The 17334-nt window shown below is 64.2% G+C and carries 17 protein-coding genes and 3 tRNA genes; 12 read left to right on the forward strand and 8 right to left on the reverse strand.

The annotated features are described in order from the left end of the window. Window positions 1-71 precede the first annotated feature (71 nt). From argG to ASC78_RS27490, 5 genes are all read right to left on the reverse strand, one after another. Window positions 72-1412, reverse strand: coding sequence for an argininosuccinate synthase (gene argG / locus ASC78_RS16685; RefSeq protein WP_055803273.1), 1341 nt, complete (start codon window positions 1410-1412; stop codon window positions 72-74). Window positions 1413-1570: 158 nt separating this feature from the next. Continuing rightward, complete coding sequence (gene ppnP / locus ASC78_RS16690; RefSeq protein WP_055803276.1) at window positions 1571-1897, reverse strand: pyrimidine/purine nucleoside phosphorylase; 327 nt, start codon at window positions 1895-1897, stop codon at window positions 1571-1573. Between the two features lie 134 nt (window positions 1898-2031). Beyond that, window positions 2032-2622 (reverse strand): hypothetical protein, encoded by a 591-nt coding sequence (locus ASC78_RS16695; protein WP_055803279.1) that lies wholly within the window; start codon window positions 2620-2622, stop codon window positions 2032-2034. Between the two features lie 57 nt (window positions 2623-2679). Further along, window positions 2680-3036, reverse strand: coding sequence for an ArsC family reductase (locus ASC78_RS16700; RefSeq protein WP_055803281.1), 357 nt, complete (start codon window positions 3034-3036; stop codon window positions 2680-2682). Window positions 3037-3520: 484 nt separating this feature from the next. Next, on the reverse strand, window positions 3521-3961 hold the full coding sequence (locus ASC78_RS27490) for a hypothetical protein (RefSeq protein WP_157634464.1): 441 nt from the start codon (window positions 3959-3961) through the stop codon (window positions 3521-3523). A gap of 198 nt (window positions 3962-4159) precedes the next feature. Here ASC78_RS27490 and ASC78_RS27495 point away from each other — a divergent pair, with 198 nt between their 5' ends. Beyond that, the gene (locus tag ASC78_RS27495) at window positions 4160-4330 is read left to right on the forward strand and encodes a hypothetical protein (RefSeq protein WP_157634465.1); all 171 of its coding nucleotides are present in this window, start codon (window positions 4160-4162) and stop codon (window positions 4328-4330) included. On the opposite strand, the gene ASC78_RS16705 is transcribed toward ASC78_RS27495, so the two are convergent. Together ASC78_RS16705 and ASC78_RS16710 are read right to left on the reverse strand one after the other, a co-directional pair. Beyond that, complete coding sequence (locus tag ASC78_RS16705; RefSeq protein ID WP_055803284.1) at window positions 4316-4753, reverse strand: hypothetical protein; 438 nt, start codon at window positions 4751-4753, stop codon at window positions 4316-4318. The two genes, ASC78_RS27495 and ASC78_RS16705, sit on opposite strands and share 15 nt — an antisense overlap. A 6-nt stretch (window positions 4754-4759) precedes the next feature. Further along, window positions 4760-5500, reverse strand: a complete 741-nt coding sequence (locus ASC78_RS16710; RefSeq protein WP_055803287.1) for a hypothetical protein — start codon at window positions 5498-5500, stop codon at window positions 4760-4762. A 427-nt stretch (window positions 5501-5927) separates the two neighbouring features. Between ASC78_RS16710 and folC the strand changes: the two genes are divergently transcribed. The 9 genes from folC (at window position 5928) to ASC78_RS16755 (ending at window position 13232) form a co-directional block, all read left to right on the forward strand. Next, on the forward strand, window positions 5928-7235 hold the full coding sequence (gene folC / locus ASC78_RS16715; protein ID WP_055803291.1) for a bifunctional tetrahydrofolate synthase/dihydrofolate synthase: 1308 nt from the start codon (window positions 5928-5930) through the stop codon (window positions 7233-7235). 61 nt (window positions 7236-7296) lie between these two features. Further along, the gene (locus ASC78_RS16720) at window positions 7297-8199 is read left to right on the forward strand and encodes an SPOR domain-containing protein (protein WP_055803294.1); all 903 of its coding nucleotides are present in this window, start codon (window positions 7297-7299) and stop codon (window positions 8197-8199) included. An 18-nt stretch (window positions 8200-8217) separates the two neighbouring features. Then, window positions 8218-8703, forward strand: a complete 486-nt coding sequence (locus ASC78_RS16725; RefSeq protein ID WP_055803297.1) for a CvpA family protein — start codon at window positions 8218-8220, stop codon at window positions 8701-8703. A gap of 12 nt (window positions 8704-8715) precedes the next feature. After that, complete coding sequence (gene purF, locus ASC78_RS16730) at window positions 8716-10218, forward strand: amidophosphoribosyltransferase (RefSeq protein WP_055803300.1); 1503 nt, start codon at window positions 8716-8718, stop codon at window positions 10216-10218. A gap of 8 nt (window positions 10219-10226) precedes the next feature. Continuing rightward, on the forward strand, window positions 10227-11450 hold the full coding sequence (locus ASC78_RS16735) for an O-succinylhomoserine sulfhydrylase (protein ID WP_055803303.1): 1224 nt from the start codon (window positions 10227-10229) through the stop codon (window positions 11448-11450). Window positions 11451-11458: 8 nt separating this feature from the next. After that, window positions 11459-12847 (forward strand): glutamate--tRNA ligase, encoded by a 1389-nt coding sequence (gene gltX, locus ASC78_RS16740; protein WP_055803306.1) that lies wholly within the window; start codon window positions 11459-11461, stop codon window positions 12845-12847. Between the two features lie 36 nt (window positions 12848-12883). Then, window positions 12884-12959, forward strand: a tRNA-Ala gene (locus ASC78_RS16745). A gap of 51 nt (window positions 12960-13010) precedes the next feature. Then, window positions 13011-13086 (forward strand) — tRNA-Glu (locus ASC78_RS16750). A 69-nt stretch (window positions 13087-13155) separates the two neighbouring features. Continuing rightward, window positions 13156-13232 (forward strand) — tRNA-Asp (locus ASC78_RS16755). Window positions 13233-13312: 80 nt separating this feature from the next. Here ASC78_RS16755 and ASC78_RS16760 read toward each other — a convergent pair. Next, a complete protein-coding gene (locus ASC78_RS16760) occupies window positions 13313-14725 on the reverse strand; it encodes an aminotransferase-like domain-containing protein (RefSeq protein ID WP_055803309.1) in 1413 nt (470 codons plus the stop codon). 160 nt (window positions 14726-14885) lie between these two features. On the opposite strand from ASC78_RS16760, the gene gabT reads away from it, so the two are divergent. Together gabT and ASC78_RS16770 are read left to right on the forward strand one after the other, a co-directional pair. Further along, window positions 14886-16178 carry a 4-aminobutyrate--2-oxoglutarate transaminase gene (gene gabT, locus ASC78_RS16765; RefSeq protein WP_055803312.1) on the forward strand — a complete coding sequence of 431 codons (1293 nt, stop codon included), beginning with the start codon at window positions 14886-14888 and terminating at the stop codon, window positions 16176-16178. Window positions 16179-16203: 25 nt separating this feature from the next. Further along, complete coding sequence (locus ASC78_RS16770) at window positions 16204-17301, forward strand: ABC transporter ATP-binding protein (RefSeq protein WP_055803315.1); 1098 nt, start codon at window positions 16204-16206, stop codon at window positions 17299-17301. Window positions 17302-17334 lie beyond the last annotated feature (33 nt).

Raw genomic sequence — 17334 nt, forward strand, 5'->3', positions numbered from 1 at the left:
GCACGCGCGCACCGCGCACCATGCAAAACGGGCCCCGAGGGGCCCGTTGTCATTGCAAGAAGCGCGTCGGCTTACTTGCTCTCGTCGTCGTTCGAGAGCCGCGGCACCGAGGTGCCCTGGCCCGGGGACAGCAGCCCGGTACGGGTGTAGATCGCAAGCTTCTCGCGCGTGTCGACGATGTCGAGGTTGCGCATCGTCAGCTGGCCGATGCGGTCCAGCGGCGTGAACGCGCCGGCAACCTTTTCCATGCTCAGGCGCTCGGGCTGGTACGTGAGGTTGGGCGAGACGGTGTTGAGAATCGAGTAGTCATTGCCGCGGCGCAGCTCGACAGTCACTTCGCCGGTGATGGCGCGCGCCACCCAGCGCTGGGCGGTCTCGCGCAGCATGATGGCCTGCGGGTCGAACCAGCGGCCCTGGTAGAGCAGGCGGCCGAGCTTGCGGCCGTTGTCGCGGTACTGCTCGATCGTGTCTTCGTTGTGGATGCCGGTCACCAGGCGCTCGTAGGCGATGAACAGCAGCGCGAGGCCGGGGGCTTCGTAGATGCCGCGGCTCTTGGCCTCGATGATGCGGTTCTCGATCTGGTCGCTCATGCCCAGGCCGTGGCGCCCGCCAATGCGGTTGGCTTCCAGGATCAGGTCGACAAGGTTTGCGTACTCCACGCCGTTCAAAGCGACGGGGCGGCCTTCCTCGAAGCGCACGCTGACCGTTTCGCGCTTGACCTCGACTTCGTCTTTCCAGAACGCGACGCCCATGATCGGCTGCACGATCTGCATGCCGCTGTCCAGGTTCTCCAGGTCCTTGGCCTCGTGCGTGGCGCCGAGCATGTTGGAGTCGGTGCTGTAGGCCTTCTCGGCCGACATCTTGTAGCCGAAGCCGGCCTTGGTCATGAACGCCGACATTTCGGCGCGGCCGCCGAGCTCGTCGATGAACAGCTGGTCGAGCCAGGGCTTGTAGATCTTGAGGGCAGGGTTGGTGAGCAGGCCGTAGCGGTAGAAGCGCTCGATGTCGTTGCCCTTGTAGGTGCTGCCGTCGCCCCAGATGTGGACGTCGTCTTCCTTCATGGCCGACACCAGCATGGTGCCCGTCACCGCGCGGCCGAGCGGCGTGGTGTTGAAGTAGGTGACGCCGGCGGTGGTGACGTGGAAGGCGCCGGCCTGCAGCGCGGCAATGCCTTCGTTGGCGAGCTGCGCGCGGCAGTCGATCAGGCGCGCGTTCTGCGCGCCATAGAGCATCGCCTTGCGGGGAATCTCGTCGTAGTCGGGCTCGTCGGGCTGGCCGAGGTTGGCGGTGTAGGCGTAGGGAATCGCGCCCTTCAGCTTCATCCAGTGCAGCGCGGCGCTCGTGTCCAGGCCGCCCGAAAAGGCAATGCCGACCTTCTGGCCGGCGGGAACGTTTTGGAGAATGGTCGACATGTGGGTGTTCCGTTTGTGGTGGCGCTGTTCAGTGACTCATGGCCTCGGTGGCGTGCCTCTGCGCCGGGGATACCGTGGAACCGGCTTCGCCGGGCCACTGGTATCGCCCCCTGCAAGGGGGTTGGAGAAGCGACACGAAGTGCGCGAAGCCTGGGGGTTTATCCAAAATGGCAGATGTAGCTGTAGGGCTCGCCGGTCACCCGGATCTGGAAGCTCGAATTGCCCGGCACGCTGAACTTCTGGCCGGCGCCAGAGGGAATCCACTCGCTGGTTCCTGCCAGCTGGTATTCGCAGCTTCCGGCGGTGCCTTCCATGATTTCGGGCGCGCCGGTGTTGAAGGTCAAGGTGGACGGAAGAATCACGCCGACCGATTTTTTCGTGCCGTCGGCGAGCGTGAGGCTGTGGCTCACGCACTTTCCGTCGAAATACACGTTGGCCTTGGTCGCCACTGCGGCGCTGTTGAGAGTGTCGGTAGTCGTCGTCATTGGATGGCGCCGGCGCATGCGCGGTCGGCTTGTCGAGGACGCGCCGCCGCGGCGGCGCACCCCTTGGGGGTTGGAAAAGTCCTCGATTTTAGGGCTTGGCCGACATTGCCAGCCCGACTACCGTATCGCGCGGTTCAGCGCCAGTGGCGGTAGCCGTATCCGCGATAGCCGCCCCAGCCCCTGGAGTAGCCCAGGTTCAGCGAAATGCCGACCGGCGGATAGACGTAGGGTTGCGGATAGACGTAGGTCGGCTGCGCGTAGATGGGGGCCGGATACACCGGTGCCGGCTGCGCGTAAACGGGCGGCGGCGGCGCATTGGAGACCACCACGCCAGGCTCGGGCACCACGCTGTCCCATGCCGATCCGCCTGGCTGCGCGTATTGCGGGGGCTGCTGGTATTGGTACTGCTGCTGGCCGCTGTCGGCTTCGGCCGGATAGGGCTGCAACTGGGACTGAGGCGCGACCGGTGCCGTCGTCACGCCATAGGCGCTGGCCTGGATCGGAATGGTGGCGCCCGGCCGGCTGTTCATGCGCGTGGTGTACTGGCGCCCGTTGTACTCGTATGTCACGTTGTAGCTGGGGCTGCTGCCGGTGGTCTCATAGACGGGGGTGGCGGAAATCACCCTCGCCCATGCCTCCTGGGCCTGGACTACGCCAGCGGCGCCCGCCGTCAACAGGCCGGCCACGGAAAGGCCCGTGAGGGCGCGAAAAACTTGTCGGTTCATGGTGTTCTCTCCTGCAGATCGGGGTTGGAGGCCGGCCGGCGAGACGGGTTCCGGGGTTTACACGGCGTTCACAGCAGCCCAGGCTTCGGCGTCGAACCCTGTCGTAACGCCGGTTTTGGCCCCCCAGTTGACCACCGGCCGCTTGATGAGGCTAGGGTTGGCCAGCAATGCGGCGCGGGCGGAAGCGGCATCGACCACCGCGTTGCGGGTGGCTTCGTCGAGCTTGCGCCAGGTGGTGCCGCGGCGGTTGACCAAGGCCTCCCAGCCCGGCTTTTTGAGCCACTGGTCGAGATCGGCCTCGGGCACCCCCTGCTTCTTGAAATCATGGAAGGTGTAGGCAACGCCGTGTTCGTCGAGCCAGGCGCGGGCGCGCTTGACGGTGTCGCAATTGGGAATTCCGTAAATGTTGATCATTACGAGGGAAAGCAGGGGTCGGATTGGTTGAGTAGCTAGGAATCGTACTAGGCCGCAGCCATTCGAGTCTCGTGCGAGGGGCGGTGGCGTACTTAGTTGAACGTTCGCCAACCTAGCGGCGCTCTATCGCCTCGACCCGATCAAGGTCGAGAACAAAGACCCCCACGTGCCCGCTGTAGCCAACGGCATCGTGGACTTGCGGACGGGGGGTGCGGCCCGAGCCGCGGACTTGATTCTGAAGCGCTATGCCGCCGCGTATAGCGAGACGGAGTCCAAGACGTCTGGCGCCCTTCGCGCTCGTGACTTTGTCCGGACGGTAGCCTCTCGGGCTGATGGAACCCCACACCCGGAGCGCGAGCGGTATTTGCAGACACGACTCGGCTCCGGACTACGTGGGTTTAACTCCACCACCTCGGCGGATATTCTTTCCGGTCAGGGTCTCTCGCAGCCGCCATTTGTAGTGCTTGCAGCCATCTACGTTGCGTCACCGCATCTTGACGCGATTGATTGGGGTCGGTTGGACGTGATTTCCAGCGCCGTCGTCCCACGCCAATTCGCAGGTATGGCCATCCCAGTCTTCTGGTTCGTTCAGGTCTACAAAGACCCGCCCTCCAGGCAGTAGTCGCGCGAGAGGAAAAACGTCACCTAGGGACGGCTTGGGAACAAGACCTTGTTCAAGAATAAGTCGGACATTCCGTGCGACGCTCTGTCCCGAGTTAATAACCTCCAACCTAAAAGAAATTATGCGATTTCCGTGAAGCACGGCGGTGAGCTTTGCCTTCTTTGCGTCCTCAATCAAAGCCCGCTTCTCGACCAACTGAATCTTGTTGAGTAGGTGTTGTGTACGCGCATAGAAGGCTGTGAACCCCGCACTCGCCAACGAAACCGCGAGCGCGCTTAAAGAAATCCAATCGCTGGTTTGCATTTATCCTCCATCCACGCTTCTTACAGATGCTCATCATCGCGCACTTTCGAAGGCTTTGAGGCTCAGTAGCGCCCGGGTCAGTCGGCGTGTTTACGGGGCTCGACCTGCCGAAGGCCGGGTACGCGGGGTCGCTCGGCCCAGATCGCCCGCCGCTACGCCCCGGTCTGCCAACACGCCATCGAGGCATGTCAAGAACTGATGCTCGCCGTCGTGGCGCAAGGGCTCGCCGACGACGACCTAGCCTATGTCGTGAGCCCGACAGTCATCCACCATCTTCTTTACGTGGGGCTGGATCCGGATGCTGCGCTTCAGGCCAAGTTCAAGTACCTGCGTGGCGAGGTCAACCTATGCGAATTAAGGTGGATTTGATGGAAGCGGGGCGGGTGGGGGCGACGGGGACGTAGCTTGTACCTCGCGGCGCAATTTAGCAACTTGCAGGCTGAGCATCTCGTCCTGCAGCGGTTGAATCTCGCGATGCCATTTGAAGAATCCAAATCCCATGAGAAGGAATCCCACGGTGGCGAGCCCGGAAAGTGAGTTGTTGAAGTAGTCCTTGTCACTCTTGGCTACGTCGATCAGCCGCTCAAGCAATTGCCTCTTGATAGTGTCAGCTGCCGTGGGTTTCTCAACGGACTTGACCGCCTCTAGGTCAATCAGCGACTTGTACATGAAGTCGTTGGTGCTTCTCTGGACCGCAATTATGCCGCCTATCGAGAACATGAATGCAAGAAGCCCGAACAGGGCATAGAACTTGTAGATATTGTCGGTAGGCAGGGGGATTCGGCTCTCCATAGGCCCTCACTTTGTATCGAGCTTGAATCGCCCAACTCTAACCGTTGCCTCGTCGGCTTGAAGGATTTCGGAATAGGCAGTTTCCGACCAGTAAAAGCGACCGGTTTTCTTCATCAGGTGAAGAATGCTTGTTCCACTGAAGTACACGGGATTTTGGAGAACTATGCTGTATTGGTCATTGCGTACGAGCCCGAGTCCGATCTGCTGTTTGCTTCCAGGATTCACGCCGAACCACTTGCCTCGTTGCTCAACGATCAATGTAATCGGGTGATCTGCTTTCTCGCACGGAAAACTACGTGACTCTGCCCTATAGCTGCACGATTGATCAAAAGCGAGTTCGTATTCAAACGCGTTCGCTGTCACCGCGGTCAGTGCGAAACCGCATGTGATAAATAGGTGTTTCATGTTGTATTGCTCCAAGCGAGAATTCGCGCGTTTACAGCGACACACGATCGGTGTGCAGGTCGATGGATCTTTTTGTTTAAGAACGCGTAATGCGTCTCCGACCGCGATGGAGTAGTGCCCGAGCGCATCTCGCACCACAGCCATTGGCACGTCAGCCTGTAGCAGCGTACAGCCGAACGTGCGCCGTAAGTCGTCCCATTCCCCAGTGGCACTGTCTAATTCCTGGCAGTTGCGCCAGTCCTTGAGCGCTTGATCCGCGTCAAGCCGCAAGCGCATACGGATTTCCTGACGGTTTTTGCTCTTCCGCCAGGGAACGAGCCATTCGCCGGTGTCGAGATCCATTTCCTCCCAGCGAGCCGACGCGAGATTGCCCACCGAACACCGTCAGCATGAGTAGCCGGATGAATGGCTTCACGTAAGGCATGAGAAAAGGTTGGTGCAGCGCGGCAATGACTCGTGCGCGCTCATCGCATCCAATATTCGAGTGCGCTCCGGGAACTCCTGAATCTTGAGGCCTGGGTGATGTCACGACCCTGAAGCCTCGCTTCTTCCGCTTCTTCCGCTTCTTCCGCTTCTTCCGATCGTATGAAAAAACCGCTCTAAAAGCTTTCGCTGCGCTACCTGCTGCCGCAGGCCCGTTCGCGACAACTGTTTGTGTGGACGGAGAACATCGCAGACCCTTTCAGTTGGGAATTCCGTAGAGGGTTGTCATGGTCGCCAATGATGCCGATAAAACGTGGGGCGCCGGGCGCATTCCGGGTCGGCGACAATGCCGGCCTCCATGGAAACCCTTAACGACTGGCTCGCACGCGCCGAGCAACTCCATCCGAAGAACATCGAGCTCGGGCTCGACCGCGCCAAAGAGATGGCGGCCCGGATGGGCCTGCGCTTCGACTGCCCGGTCATCACCGTGGCCGGCACCAATGGCAAGGGCTCGACCTGCGCCATGCTCGAATCGATCCTCCGGCATGCCGGCTATCGCACCGCGGTCTTCACGTCGCCGCATCTGGTGCGCTTCGAGGAACGGCTGCGGCTCTCGGGCGAAGCGGTTGATGCTTCAAAATTAATAGCAAACTTCGAGGCGGTGGAAGTGGCCCGGGGCGACATGCCGCTGACGTATTTCGAGTTCACCACCTTGGGCATCCTGCGTTGCATGATCGAGGAGAAGCCGGACGTGGCCATTCTCGAGGTCGGGCTTGGCGGCCGGCTCGACGCGGTCAACATCATCGACACCGATTGCGCGGTCATCACCAGCATCGACCTCGACCACATGGACTACCTCGGGCCCGACCGCGAAAGCATCGGCTTCGAGAAGGCCGGCATCCTGCGCCCGGGCAAGCCCGCCATCGTGAGCGACCCGATGCCCCCGCAAAGCGTGATCGACCACGCGGCCGCCATCGGTGCCGATCTCTGGCGCTTCGGGCACGATTTCAACGTCTCGGGCGACAAGCAGCAGTGGGGCTGGTCGGGCCGTGGCCGGCGCTACAGCGGGCTGGCCTATCCGGCGCTGCGCGGCGCCAACCAGCTGCTCAACGCGGCGGGCGTGCTTGCGGCGCTCGAAGCGCTGCGGCCGCAACTGCCCATCACCGCGCAGGCCGTGCGCACGGGGCTCGCGATGGTCGAGCTGCCCGGACGCTTCCAGATCATCCCGGGCGAGCCCGCGCTGGTGCTCGACGTGGCCCACAACGCCCATGCGGTCGCGGCACTGGCCGAGAACCTCGACGCGATGGGCTTCTACCCCACCACGCACGGCGTGTTCGGCGTCATGGCCGACAAGGACCTGGCCCCGATCCTTGCGCGCATCGGCCCGATGATCGACCGCTGGTACTTCACCGATCTGCCGACGCCGCGCGCCGCCAAGGCGAGCGATCTGCTTGCGAGCTGGCAGGCGCAAAACACGCGCGCCGATGCCTCCGGCAGCACGCATGCGGGACCGATGGAAGCGCTCCGTGCGGCCATCGAGCACGCGGACCCCGCTGATAGAATCGTGGTCTTCGGATCGTTCTTCACCGTGGGTGGCGTGCTGGAGCACGGCACTCCCCGGCTGCAAGCCAAACACCTGCTGCCCGGCGGCTGATCGCCGGGCCGTCCGCACCATCTGGCACCACCTCGCTGCACTCCTTCAGGGATCGAACTTCATGGCGTTTTTCAAGTTCCGCACGCGCGGCCCGCAAGGCAACGAAGGACGCAGCGCGCCGGCTGCCGTCCCCGCGGAAAGTGTCGAAACCATGCGCCGCCGCGCGCGGCACCGGCTGGTGGGCGCGGCCGTTCTGGTGCTGCTTGGCGTGATCGGATTTCCGCTGCTGTTCGACACCCAGCCACGCCCGGTTTCGGTCGACATCCCCATCGAGATTCCCGACCGCAACAAGGTCAAGCCATTGCCGGTGCCTGCAACGCCGGCACCCGCGGCGCCCACGACCGGCGCAGCCGACAGCGGCGCCCGCGTGGCGGCGGCACCTCCTTCGACGTCGAGCGGCGGCATGATCACCGAGACCGCCGACGGCACCGAGATCACACCCGGCAAGCCGGCCGCCAGCACGCCGCCGGCCGAGACGCGGCCCACCGCCGAAGCCAAGCCGGAGCCCAGGCCCGAACGCAAGCCCGAGCCGAAGCCGGAACACAAGCCCGAACCCAAGCCCGAGCCGAAACCAAAGCCCGAGCCAAAGCCGGAAGCCAAGCCCGAACCCAAGCCCGAACCCAAGCCCGCAGCGCCCAAGCCGGCTGCGGCCGAGGACGGCAACCGCGCGCGCGCCTTGCTCGAAGGCAAGCCTTCCAACACCAGCACCACCAAGCCCACCGCCGAAGACGGCGGCCGCTTCGTCGTGCAGGTCGGTGCCTTCGCCGATGCCGACAAGGCGCGCGAAGTGCGGCAAAAGCTCGAGAAGGCCGGCCTCAAGACCTATGTCAACGTGGCCAAGACGTCCGACGGCGAACAGCGCACGCGTGTGCGTGTCGGTCCGTTCAGCTCGCGCGCCGAGGCGGACAAGGCCGCGGAAAAGGTCAAGGGCTTGTCTTTGTCGGCCGCCATCCTCACGTTGTAGTAGCCATCGCCCGTTGCCGTGGCCCTGCTCGATTGGATCGCCGTCGCGCTCATCGTCGTGTCGATGCTGTTCGGCCTTTGGCGAGGCCTGGTGTTCGAAGTGATTTCGCTGGCGGGTTGGGTGGCTGCATTCTTTGCCGCCCAATGGCTGGCGTCGGGTGTGGCGGCATGGCTGCCGTTCGGCGACCCGCAGGCAACCTGGCGCTATCCGCTGGCCTTCGTGCTGGTGTTCGTGGCGGTGGCGTTCGGCGTGGGTCTGGTGGCGGCGCTGACGCGAAAGTTGATTGCGGCTGTCGGCCTCAGGCCGGTGGACCGGCTATTGGGTGGGGCCTTTGGAGCGGCGCGGGGTGCGGTTGCCCTGCTCGTGCTGGCGGTCATTGTTCATTTGCTGGCGTTGAGCGACAGTGCCTGGTGGCACGAATCGCGCAGCGCCATTGTTCTCGATGCGGCATTGCAGGGCCTGAAACCCGCGCTGCCCGAAAAGTTGGCAAGCTACCTGCCCTGAGAGGAATCGTTCATGTGTGGAATCGTCGGCGTTGTCAGTAACGCACCCGTCAATCAGCTGCTCTATGACGCCTTGCTGCTGCTGCAGCATCGCGGCCAGGACGCGGCCGGCATCGTCACCCTGCTTGAACGCAAGTTCTTCATGCACAAGGCCAAGGGCATGGTGCGCGACGTGTTCCGCACGCGCAACATGCGCGGGCTGCCGGGCAGCGTGGGCCTGGGCCAGGTGCGCTACCCGACGGCGGGCAACGCCTACAGCGAAGAAGAGGCTCAGCCCTTCTACGTCAACGCACCCTTCGGCATCGTGCTGGTGCACAACGGCAACCTGACCAACGCGCATGCGCTGCGTTCGGAGCTGTTCTCCACCGACCATCGCCACACCAACACCGAGAGCGACTCCGAAGTGCTGCTCAACGTGCTCGCGCACGAACTCGAGGGCGCATCGCGCGGCGTGCCGCTGAATCCGGCCGAGGTGTTTGCCGCGGTCAAGAACATGCACAAGCGCCTGCGCGGCTCGTATGCCGTGGTGTCGCTGATTGCCGGCCACGGCCTGCTGGCCTTCCGCGATCCGTACGGCATCCGTCCGCTGTCGATGGGCCGCAGCGCCGATGGCACGGTGATGGTGGCCAGCGAATCGGTGGCGCTCGAAGGGTCGGGCCACGTGTTCGAGCGCAACATCGCGCCGGGCGAAGCCGTGTTCATCGACCTGCAGGGTAACGTGCACTCCATGCAGTGCGCCGAGGCGCCCACGCTGAACCCCTGCATCTTCGAATTCGTGTACCTGGCGCGTCCGGACTCGGTGCTCGACGGCATCTCGGTGTACCAGGCGCGCCTGAACCTGGGCGAGACGCTGGCCAAGCGCGTGGTGTCCACCGTGCCGCCAAACCAGATCGACGTGATCATCCCCATTCCCGAATCGAGCCGCCCGAGCGCGACGCAACTCGCGCATCTGCTGGGTGTGCCGTACCGCGAAGGCTTCGTGAAGAACCGCTACGTGGGCCGCACCTTCATCATGCCGGGGCAGGGCGTGCGCAAGAAGTCGGTGCGCCAGAAGCTCAACGTGATTGCCAGCGAGTTCAAGGGCCGCAACGTGCTCTTGGTCGACGACTCGATCGTGCGTGGCACCACCAGCCGCGAAATCGTTCAGATGGCACGCGATGCCGGCGCGCGCAAGGTCTACCTTGCCAGCGCAGCGCCGCCGGTACGCTACCCCAACGTCTACGGCATCGACATGCCCACCAAGGACGAACTGGTGGCGCATGACCGCACCATCGAGCAGATCCGCGAGCTGATCGGTTGCGACGCACTGATTTATCAAGACGTCGATGCCATGAAGCGCGCCATCGGGTCGCTCAACCCGAAGCTCGACGGCTTCGACGCCTCCTGCTTCGACGGCGTGTACGTGACCGGCGACATCGACACCGAAGCGATCTCGCGCATGAACGGCAACCGTCCGCGCATCGAAGAGACCGAAGAAGATTCTTCGCGCCTCGCGCTTCCCAATCACAGCGAGTGAGAGCTGAATTGACTGCCGACGAACGAACCCTCCCGCCCGGACTGCATCGCGACACGCTCGCGCTGCGCACCGGCCTGGCGCCCAGCCAGCACGGCGAGCACTCCGAAGCGCTGTTCCTGACCAGCGGCTTCGTGCAGCCCGACGCCGAAACATCGGCGCGCCGCTTTGCCGGCACCGAAGCGGGCTTTACCTACTCGCGCACTTCCAATCCCACGGTCACCAGCTTCGAGCAGCGGCTTGCGGCGATGGAAGGTACCGAGGCCGCCATCGGCGCCTCCACCGGCATGGGCGCGATCCTCATGATGTGCATGGGCCTGCTGAAGGCGGGCGACCACGTGATCTGCTCGCGTTCGGTGTTCGGCTCCACGCTCAACCTGTTCGGCAAGGAGTTCGCCAAGTTCGGCGTAGCGACCACTTTTGTCTCGCAGACCGACGTGGCCGAATGGCGCGCGGCCGTGAAGCCCAACACCAAACTCCTGTTCGCCGAGACGCCGACCAATCCGCTCACCGAGGTGTGCGACATCCGCGCGCTGGCCGACCTGGCGCACGGCGCAGGCGCGCTGCTCGCGGTCGACAACTGCTTTTGCACGCCCGCGCTGCAGCGCCCGGCCGAACTCGGCGCCGACCTCATCATTCATTCCGGCACCAAGTACCTCGACGGCCAAGGCCGTGTGATGGCCGGCGCGATCTGCGGTCCGTCGAAGCTCATCGTCGACGTATTCGGCCCGATCGTGCGCACCGCCGGCATGGCGCTGTCGCCGTTCAATGCATGGGTTGTGCTCAAGGGCTTGGAAACGCTGGGCATTCGCATGCAGGCGCAGTGCGCCAATGCGCTGGCCGTGGCCCAGTGGCTCGAAACGCAGCCCGGCGTTGCGCGCGTTTATTACCCGGGCCTTGCCTCGCACGCACAGCACGACTTGGCCATGCGCCAGCAGTCGGGGCAGGGCGGGGCGGTGGTGTCGTTCGACGTGGTCGGCAACGATCCCGAGACGGCGCGCGCCAATGCCTTCCACGTGATCAACAGCACGCGCGTGGTGAGCATTGCCACCAACCTCGGCGACACCAAGACCATCATCACGCACCCCGGCACCACGTCGCACGGCCGCCTGACCGAAGTGCAGCGCCAAGCCGCCGGCATCAGCCAGGGGCTCATTCGCGTCGCAGTCGGCCTCGAGTACATCGACGACATCAAGGCCGACTTGCTTCGCGGTCTTGGCACCCTGAAATTCTGATCGATCCAATGACCGGCAAAGTTCGCACCCGCATCGCTCCGTCTCCCACCGGCTTTCTTCACCTGGGCACGGCCCGCACCGCGCTCTACTCGTGGGCTTACGCACGCCACCATGGCGGAGAGTTTGTGCTGCGCATCGAAGACACCGACGTGGCCCGCTCCACGCAGGACTCGACCGACCAGATCCTTGCGTCGATGCACTGGCTCGGCCTCGACTACGACGAAGGCCCGATCTACCAGATGCAGCGCCTGGAGCGCTACCGCGAAGTCATTGCGCAAATGCTTGCGGCCGGCACGGCCTACCACTGCTACTGCACGCCGGCCGAGCTCGACGAAATGCGCGAAGCCCAGCGTGCGCGCGGCGAAAAAACGCTCTATGACCGCCGCTGGCGCCCCGAGCCCGGCAAGGTGCTGCCGCCCGCGCCTGAAGGCGTGCCGCCCGTGGTGCGCTTCTGCAATCCGCCCGAAGGCGCCGTGACGTGGAACGACCTCGTGAAGGGCGAGATCACCATCAACAACCGTGAGATCGATGACCTCATCATCCTGCGGCCTGACGGTGTGCCCACCTACAACTTCGCGGTGGTGGTCGACGACTGGGACATGAACATCACGCACGTGTTCCGCGGCGACGAGCACATCAACAACACGCCGTGGCAGATCAACATCTTCCGCGCGCTGGGTGCAACGCTGCCTGCGTTTGGGCATGTGCCGGTGATCCTGGGCGATGACGGGCAGAAGCTCTCCAAGCGCCGCGGCGCCGTGAGCGTCACGGCTTATGAAGAGAACGGCTACCTGCCCGAAGCCATGCTCAACTATCTTGCGCGCCTCGGCTGGAGCCATGGCGACGACGAGCTCTTCACCCGCGAGCAGATGGTGAGCTGGTTCGACGGGTCGCACCTGTCGAAGAGCCCTGCACAGTGGGATGCCGCCAAGCTGTCGTGGGTCAATGCGCAATACATCAAGGCCAAGGCCGACGATGAGCTCGCGCCGCTCGTGGCAGCGCAACTGCAGAAGCGCGGCCTCACCGCCGACGAACGACTGCCCGCGATCTGCGCGCTGTTCAAGGACCGTTGCGAGACCACGGTTGCATTGGCCGACTGGGCTGCGGCGTTCTATGCCGACGTAACCGTGAGCGAAGCCGATCGCGCGCAGCACATCACCGACGCGGTGAAGCCCGTCATCGCCACGCTTGCCGAAAAGCTCGCGAGCGTGAACTGGGAAAAAACTTCGATTGCTGCAGGCATCAAGGAAGTTTTGGCTGCACATTCTGTGAAAATGCCTGTGTTGGCCATGCCGGTTCGCGTCCTTGTGATGGGAACTGCGCAGACACCATCCCTCGATTCAGTGCTCGCAATTTTTTCTCGCGAAAAAGTCATCGAGCGTTTGAAAAGGGCCTGATTTTTCAGGCTATAATTTGAGGCTCGACACCCACACGGGGGTATAGCTCAGCTGGGAGAGCGCTTGCATGGCATGCAAGAGGTCATCGGTTCGATCCCGTTTACCTCCACCATCAAAGTGTCGAGAAGATAAGTGCTGATCGCAGCACGGTTCCTAAGGTTTTGACCCTATCGTCTAGAGGCCTAGGACACCACCCTTTCACGGTGGCTACCGGGGTTCGAATCCCCGTAGGGTCGCCAGTTTCGCGCAAGTGAAGCAGGCACAAGTCGTCAGCACTTGGCTCCGCAAGGAGTGAACGTTGTCTACCAGGAGTGGTAGTTCAGTTGGTTAGAATACCGGCCTGTCACGCCGGGGGTCGCGGGTTCGAGTCCCGTCCACTCCGCCAGTTCCGACAAGGGTTAGCAGATTAACGTCTGCTAACCCTTTTGTCTTTTCGGGCTCGCATTCGAGCCCTGCCTCGCTCACTCACTCGCCTTTGCGCTCCTCGATGCTGCGCGCAAGGAACTGCCAGAGCCGCTCGTCCTCGCTGAAGGCCACGTTGAAGCGCAGCCACCCCGTGGGGCGCGGGATCACCAAAAACAACTGCCCCGGGCCGAGCATGATGCCCTCCATGGCGGCAAGCCGCGACAGATCCGCGGCATCGGTGATGTCCGGATGGCGCGCCCACAGGTACAGGCCCGCCGCGGGCTCGTGAAAAATCTCGAAGCCCTGTGCTTCCAATCGCCTTGCCACGTTCGAATGTGCTTGCGCGAGCCGCTCGCGCAGCGACTTCAGGTGCTTGCGCCAGCGCCCGTCGGTCACGGCGCCGAACACCAGCCGTTCGGTGATGTCCGACGAGGTGAGCCCCGACACCATCTTCAGCTGGGCCAGGTCTTCCATCAGTTCGGGCTGAGCTACCACGTATCCGACCCGCAGGTTCGGTGAGATGGTCTTGGAGAAACTGCCGACGTAGACCACCTGGCGCAATTGGCTGAGGCTTGCCAGCGAGGGCCGCGACGAGGCGTCCATGTCGGCGTAGATGTCGTTCTCGACCAGCGCGAACTGATGCTCCTGTGCAAGCTGAAGCAGGCGCACCAGCTGCGGCATCGACGCCAGCGAGCAGGTGGGACTCTGCAGCCGCGGCTGCGTGAAAAAGGCTTTGGGCCGGTGCAGCGCCAGCAGCGCCTCCAAAGCGGGCAGGTCATAGCCGGTGGGCGTGCGCGGCACGCCGATGATGTGCACGCCCAGAAAGCGCAGCATGAACATCAGGTTGGGATAGCCGGGGTCGTCCACCAGCACCTCGTCGCCCGGTTTTAGCAACTGGCGCGCCACCAGGTCGAGCGCCTGGCTCGACCCCTGGGTGAGCAGCACCTGGCCCGCCTCGACCGCGATCTGCCGTTCGACGAGCGAATCGGCCACCGCCATGCGCAGCGCCATGTGCCCGAACGGCAGTCCATAGCCGCCGATGTCGGTGCCGCCGGCTGCAAGGCTGCGCAGGCTGCGGCGCATGCCGTCCTCGAAAAGCCAGTCGTGCGGCAGCCATCCGCAGCCCGGCTTGAGCGGCAGGTTGCGGTTCTCGAAGATCTGCCGCAGATACCAGCGCGCATCGAAGCGCGGGTCGGGCTGGGGCGCCGTGGACCCGCTGCCCGCGGGGTTGTCGTCGCTTCGCCGCTTGACGAAGAAGCCCGCGTTGGCCCGCGACACCAGAAGGCCTTGCGCAACCAGGCGGTCGTAGGCCTCGACCACCGTGAAGACGCTGACGCCATGGGCCGCGGCAAAGGCCCGAATGGAGGGCAGCTTGCTGTCGGGCCGGAGTTTCTGGGCGCCGATCAGCCCGCGCAGTCCCTCCACGATCTGACTCACGAGCGGAGTCGGCTGTTCGGGGTGAAGAATGAGCATCGCGAGAATCCCGGCAGGCCGATCTGCACCATATTGAGGAAAGTATGTACAGGATACAAGACCAGCACAGTCCTCAAAATCATCGCATCCCTTGTACATGGCTGCCGCCGGACGTGAAACCTAAAGTGCCTGCTTCTTCATTCAGGCACAGGTCGAATCCATGCAGCGCGAACCCCATCTCAGCAACGCCGCCCTCATGGCCCGCCGCAGCGCGGCAGTGGCACGCGGTGTGGGCCAGGCCCATGAAATCTTCGTCAGCCGCGCCGCCAATGCCGAGGTCTGGGATGTCGAAGGGCGCCGCTACATCGACTTTGCCGGCGGCATTGCGGTGCTCAACACCGGCCACTGCCATCCGGAGATCAGCGCCGCGGTCAAGGCGCAGGTCGATCTGTACTCGCACACCTGCTTCCAGGTGCTGGCCTACGAACCCTACGTGGAACTGGCCGAGCGCCTGAACGCGCTGGCGCCAGGCGAGTTTGCCAAGAAATCGATCTTCCTGAGCACCGGCGCCGAAGCGGTCGAGAACGCGGTGAAGATCGCCCGCGCCTACACGCGCCGGCCGGGCGTCATCGCCTTTACGGGTGGCTACCACGGCCGCACGATGATGACGCTGGGCCTGACCGGCAAGGTCGCACCGTACAAGGTCGGCTTCGGCCCGTTTCCGGGCGAGGTGTTCCATGCGCTCTACCCGAACGCGCTGCACGGCGTGAGCGTGGACGACGCCTTGGCTTCGGTCGAGCTCTTGTTCAAGAATGACATCGAGCCCGAGCGCGTGGCGGCGTTCATCCTGGAGCCAGTGCAGGGGGAGGGCGGCTTTTACGTCGCGCCCAACGATTTCGTCGAAGGCCTGCGCGCGCTGGCGGACCGCCACGGCATCCTCATCATTGCCGACGAAGTGCAGACCGGCGCCGGCCGCACAGGCACCTGGTTTGCGAGCGAGCAATGGCCGGTGGCGCCTGACCTGATCACCACCGCCAAGTCGATGGCGGGCGGTTTTCCGATTTCCGGCGTGGTGGGCCGCGCCGAGGTGATGGACGCTCCCGCGCCCGGCGGTTTGGGCGGCACCTATGCCGGCAGCCCCATCGGCTGCGCCGCCGCACTGGCGGTGCTCAAGGTGTTCGACGACGAGCAATTGCTGGCGCGCAGCCGGGCGCTGGGCGAACGGCTCACGGCCGGCCTGCGCCGCATCGCGGCCGGCGAGCCCGCCATCGGTGACGTGCGCGGGCTCGGCGCCATGGTGGCCATCGAGCTGTTCGAAGAGGGCGACACTGCCCGGCCCGATGCCGCGCTGACAAAAAAGGTGGTGGCGGAAGCCGCGCGGCGCGGGTTAATCCTGCTGTCATGCGGCACCTACGGCAATGTAATTCGCGTGCTGGTGCCGCTGACGGCATCCGACTTGCTTGTGGACGAAGGCCTGGCGCTTCTCGCGGACAGCTTCGCCGCGCTGCGCTGAACGGTCCCTTTTCTTGAGCTCCTCCATGACCACAGCAGAACCCTTGGTGCGCTTCCAGCGCGTCCAGAAAACCTACGACGGTGAACACCTGGTGGTGCGCCAGCTCGACCTGGACATTCACCGCGGCGAGTTCCTGAGCCTGCTCGGGCCTTCGGGCTCGGGCAAGACCACCACGCTGATGATGCTGGCCGGCTTCGAGTCGCCAACCTCCGGCGAGATATTGCTCGACGGCAAGCCGATTACCGGCACGCCGCCGCACAAGCGCCACTTCGGCATGGTGTTCCAGAACTACGCGCTGTTTCCGCACCTGAGCGTGGGCCAGAACGTGGCCTATCCGCTCACCGTGCGCAAGGTGTCCAAGGACGAGCAGCAACGCCGCGTGCAGCGCGCGCTCGACATGGTGCAGCTGCGCGGCATGACCGACCGCCTGCCCGGCCAGCTCTCGGGCGGCCAGCAGCAGCGCGTGGCGCTGGCGCGTGCGCTGGTGTTCGAGCCGCAGCTGGTGCTGATGGACGAGCCGCTCGGCGCGCTCGACAAGCAGCTGCGCGAGCACATGCAGATCGAGCTCAAGGACCTGCATCGTCAGCTCGGCGTGACCTTCGTCTACGTGACGCACGACCAGGGCGAGGCGCTCACCATGAGCGACCGCGTGGCGGTGTTCAACGAAGGCGTGATCCAGCAGCTGGACACGGTCGGCCGGCTCTACGAGACGCCGTCCAACCGCTTCGTGGCGGGCTTTGTGGGCGACAACACCGTGCTCAAGGGCCAGCTGAGCCGTGGTGGCGAGCACGCCGAAATGAAGCTGCCCGACGGCCGCGTGCTGCAGGGGCTCAACGTCAGCGGCGCCGCCGCGGGCACGGCCGTCGAAGCCTGCATCCGCCCCGAGCGCGTGGTGCTGCACCGCCAGCCGGATGCGCACGGCGCCAACATGCTCGCCGCCGTGGTGGCGCGCGTCATCTACTTCGGCGACCACCTGCGGCTGCTGTGCAGCGTGGGCGGCGGCCAGGCCGAGGCCACCGTGAAGCTGCCGCTGACCGGCGCGGGCGGCATTGCCACGCCGCAGGCCGGCGAATCGGTGGCACTCGAATTTCCCGTTGCGCATGCGCGCATGTATGCCCTCTGAACCCAGTCCCGTTTCTCGTTTCCGTTCATCACC

It is taken from the genome of Variovorax sp. Root318D1, assembly GCF_001424835.1.
In the GTDB taxonomy this organism is placed as follows: Bacteria; Pseudomonadota; Gammaproteobacteria; order Burkholderiales; family Burkholderiaceae_C; genus Variovorax.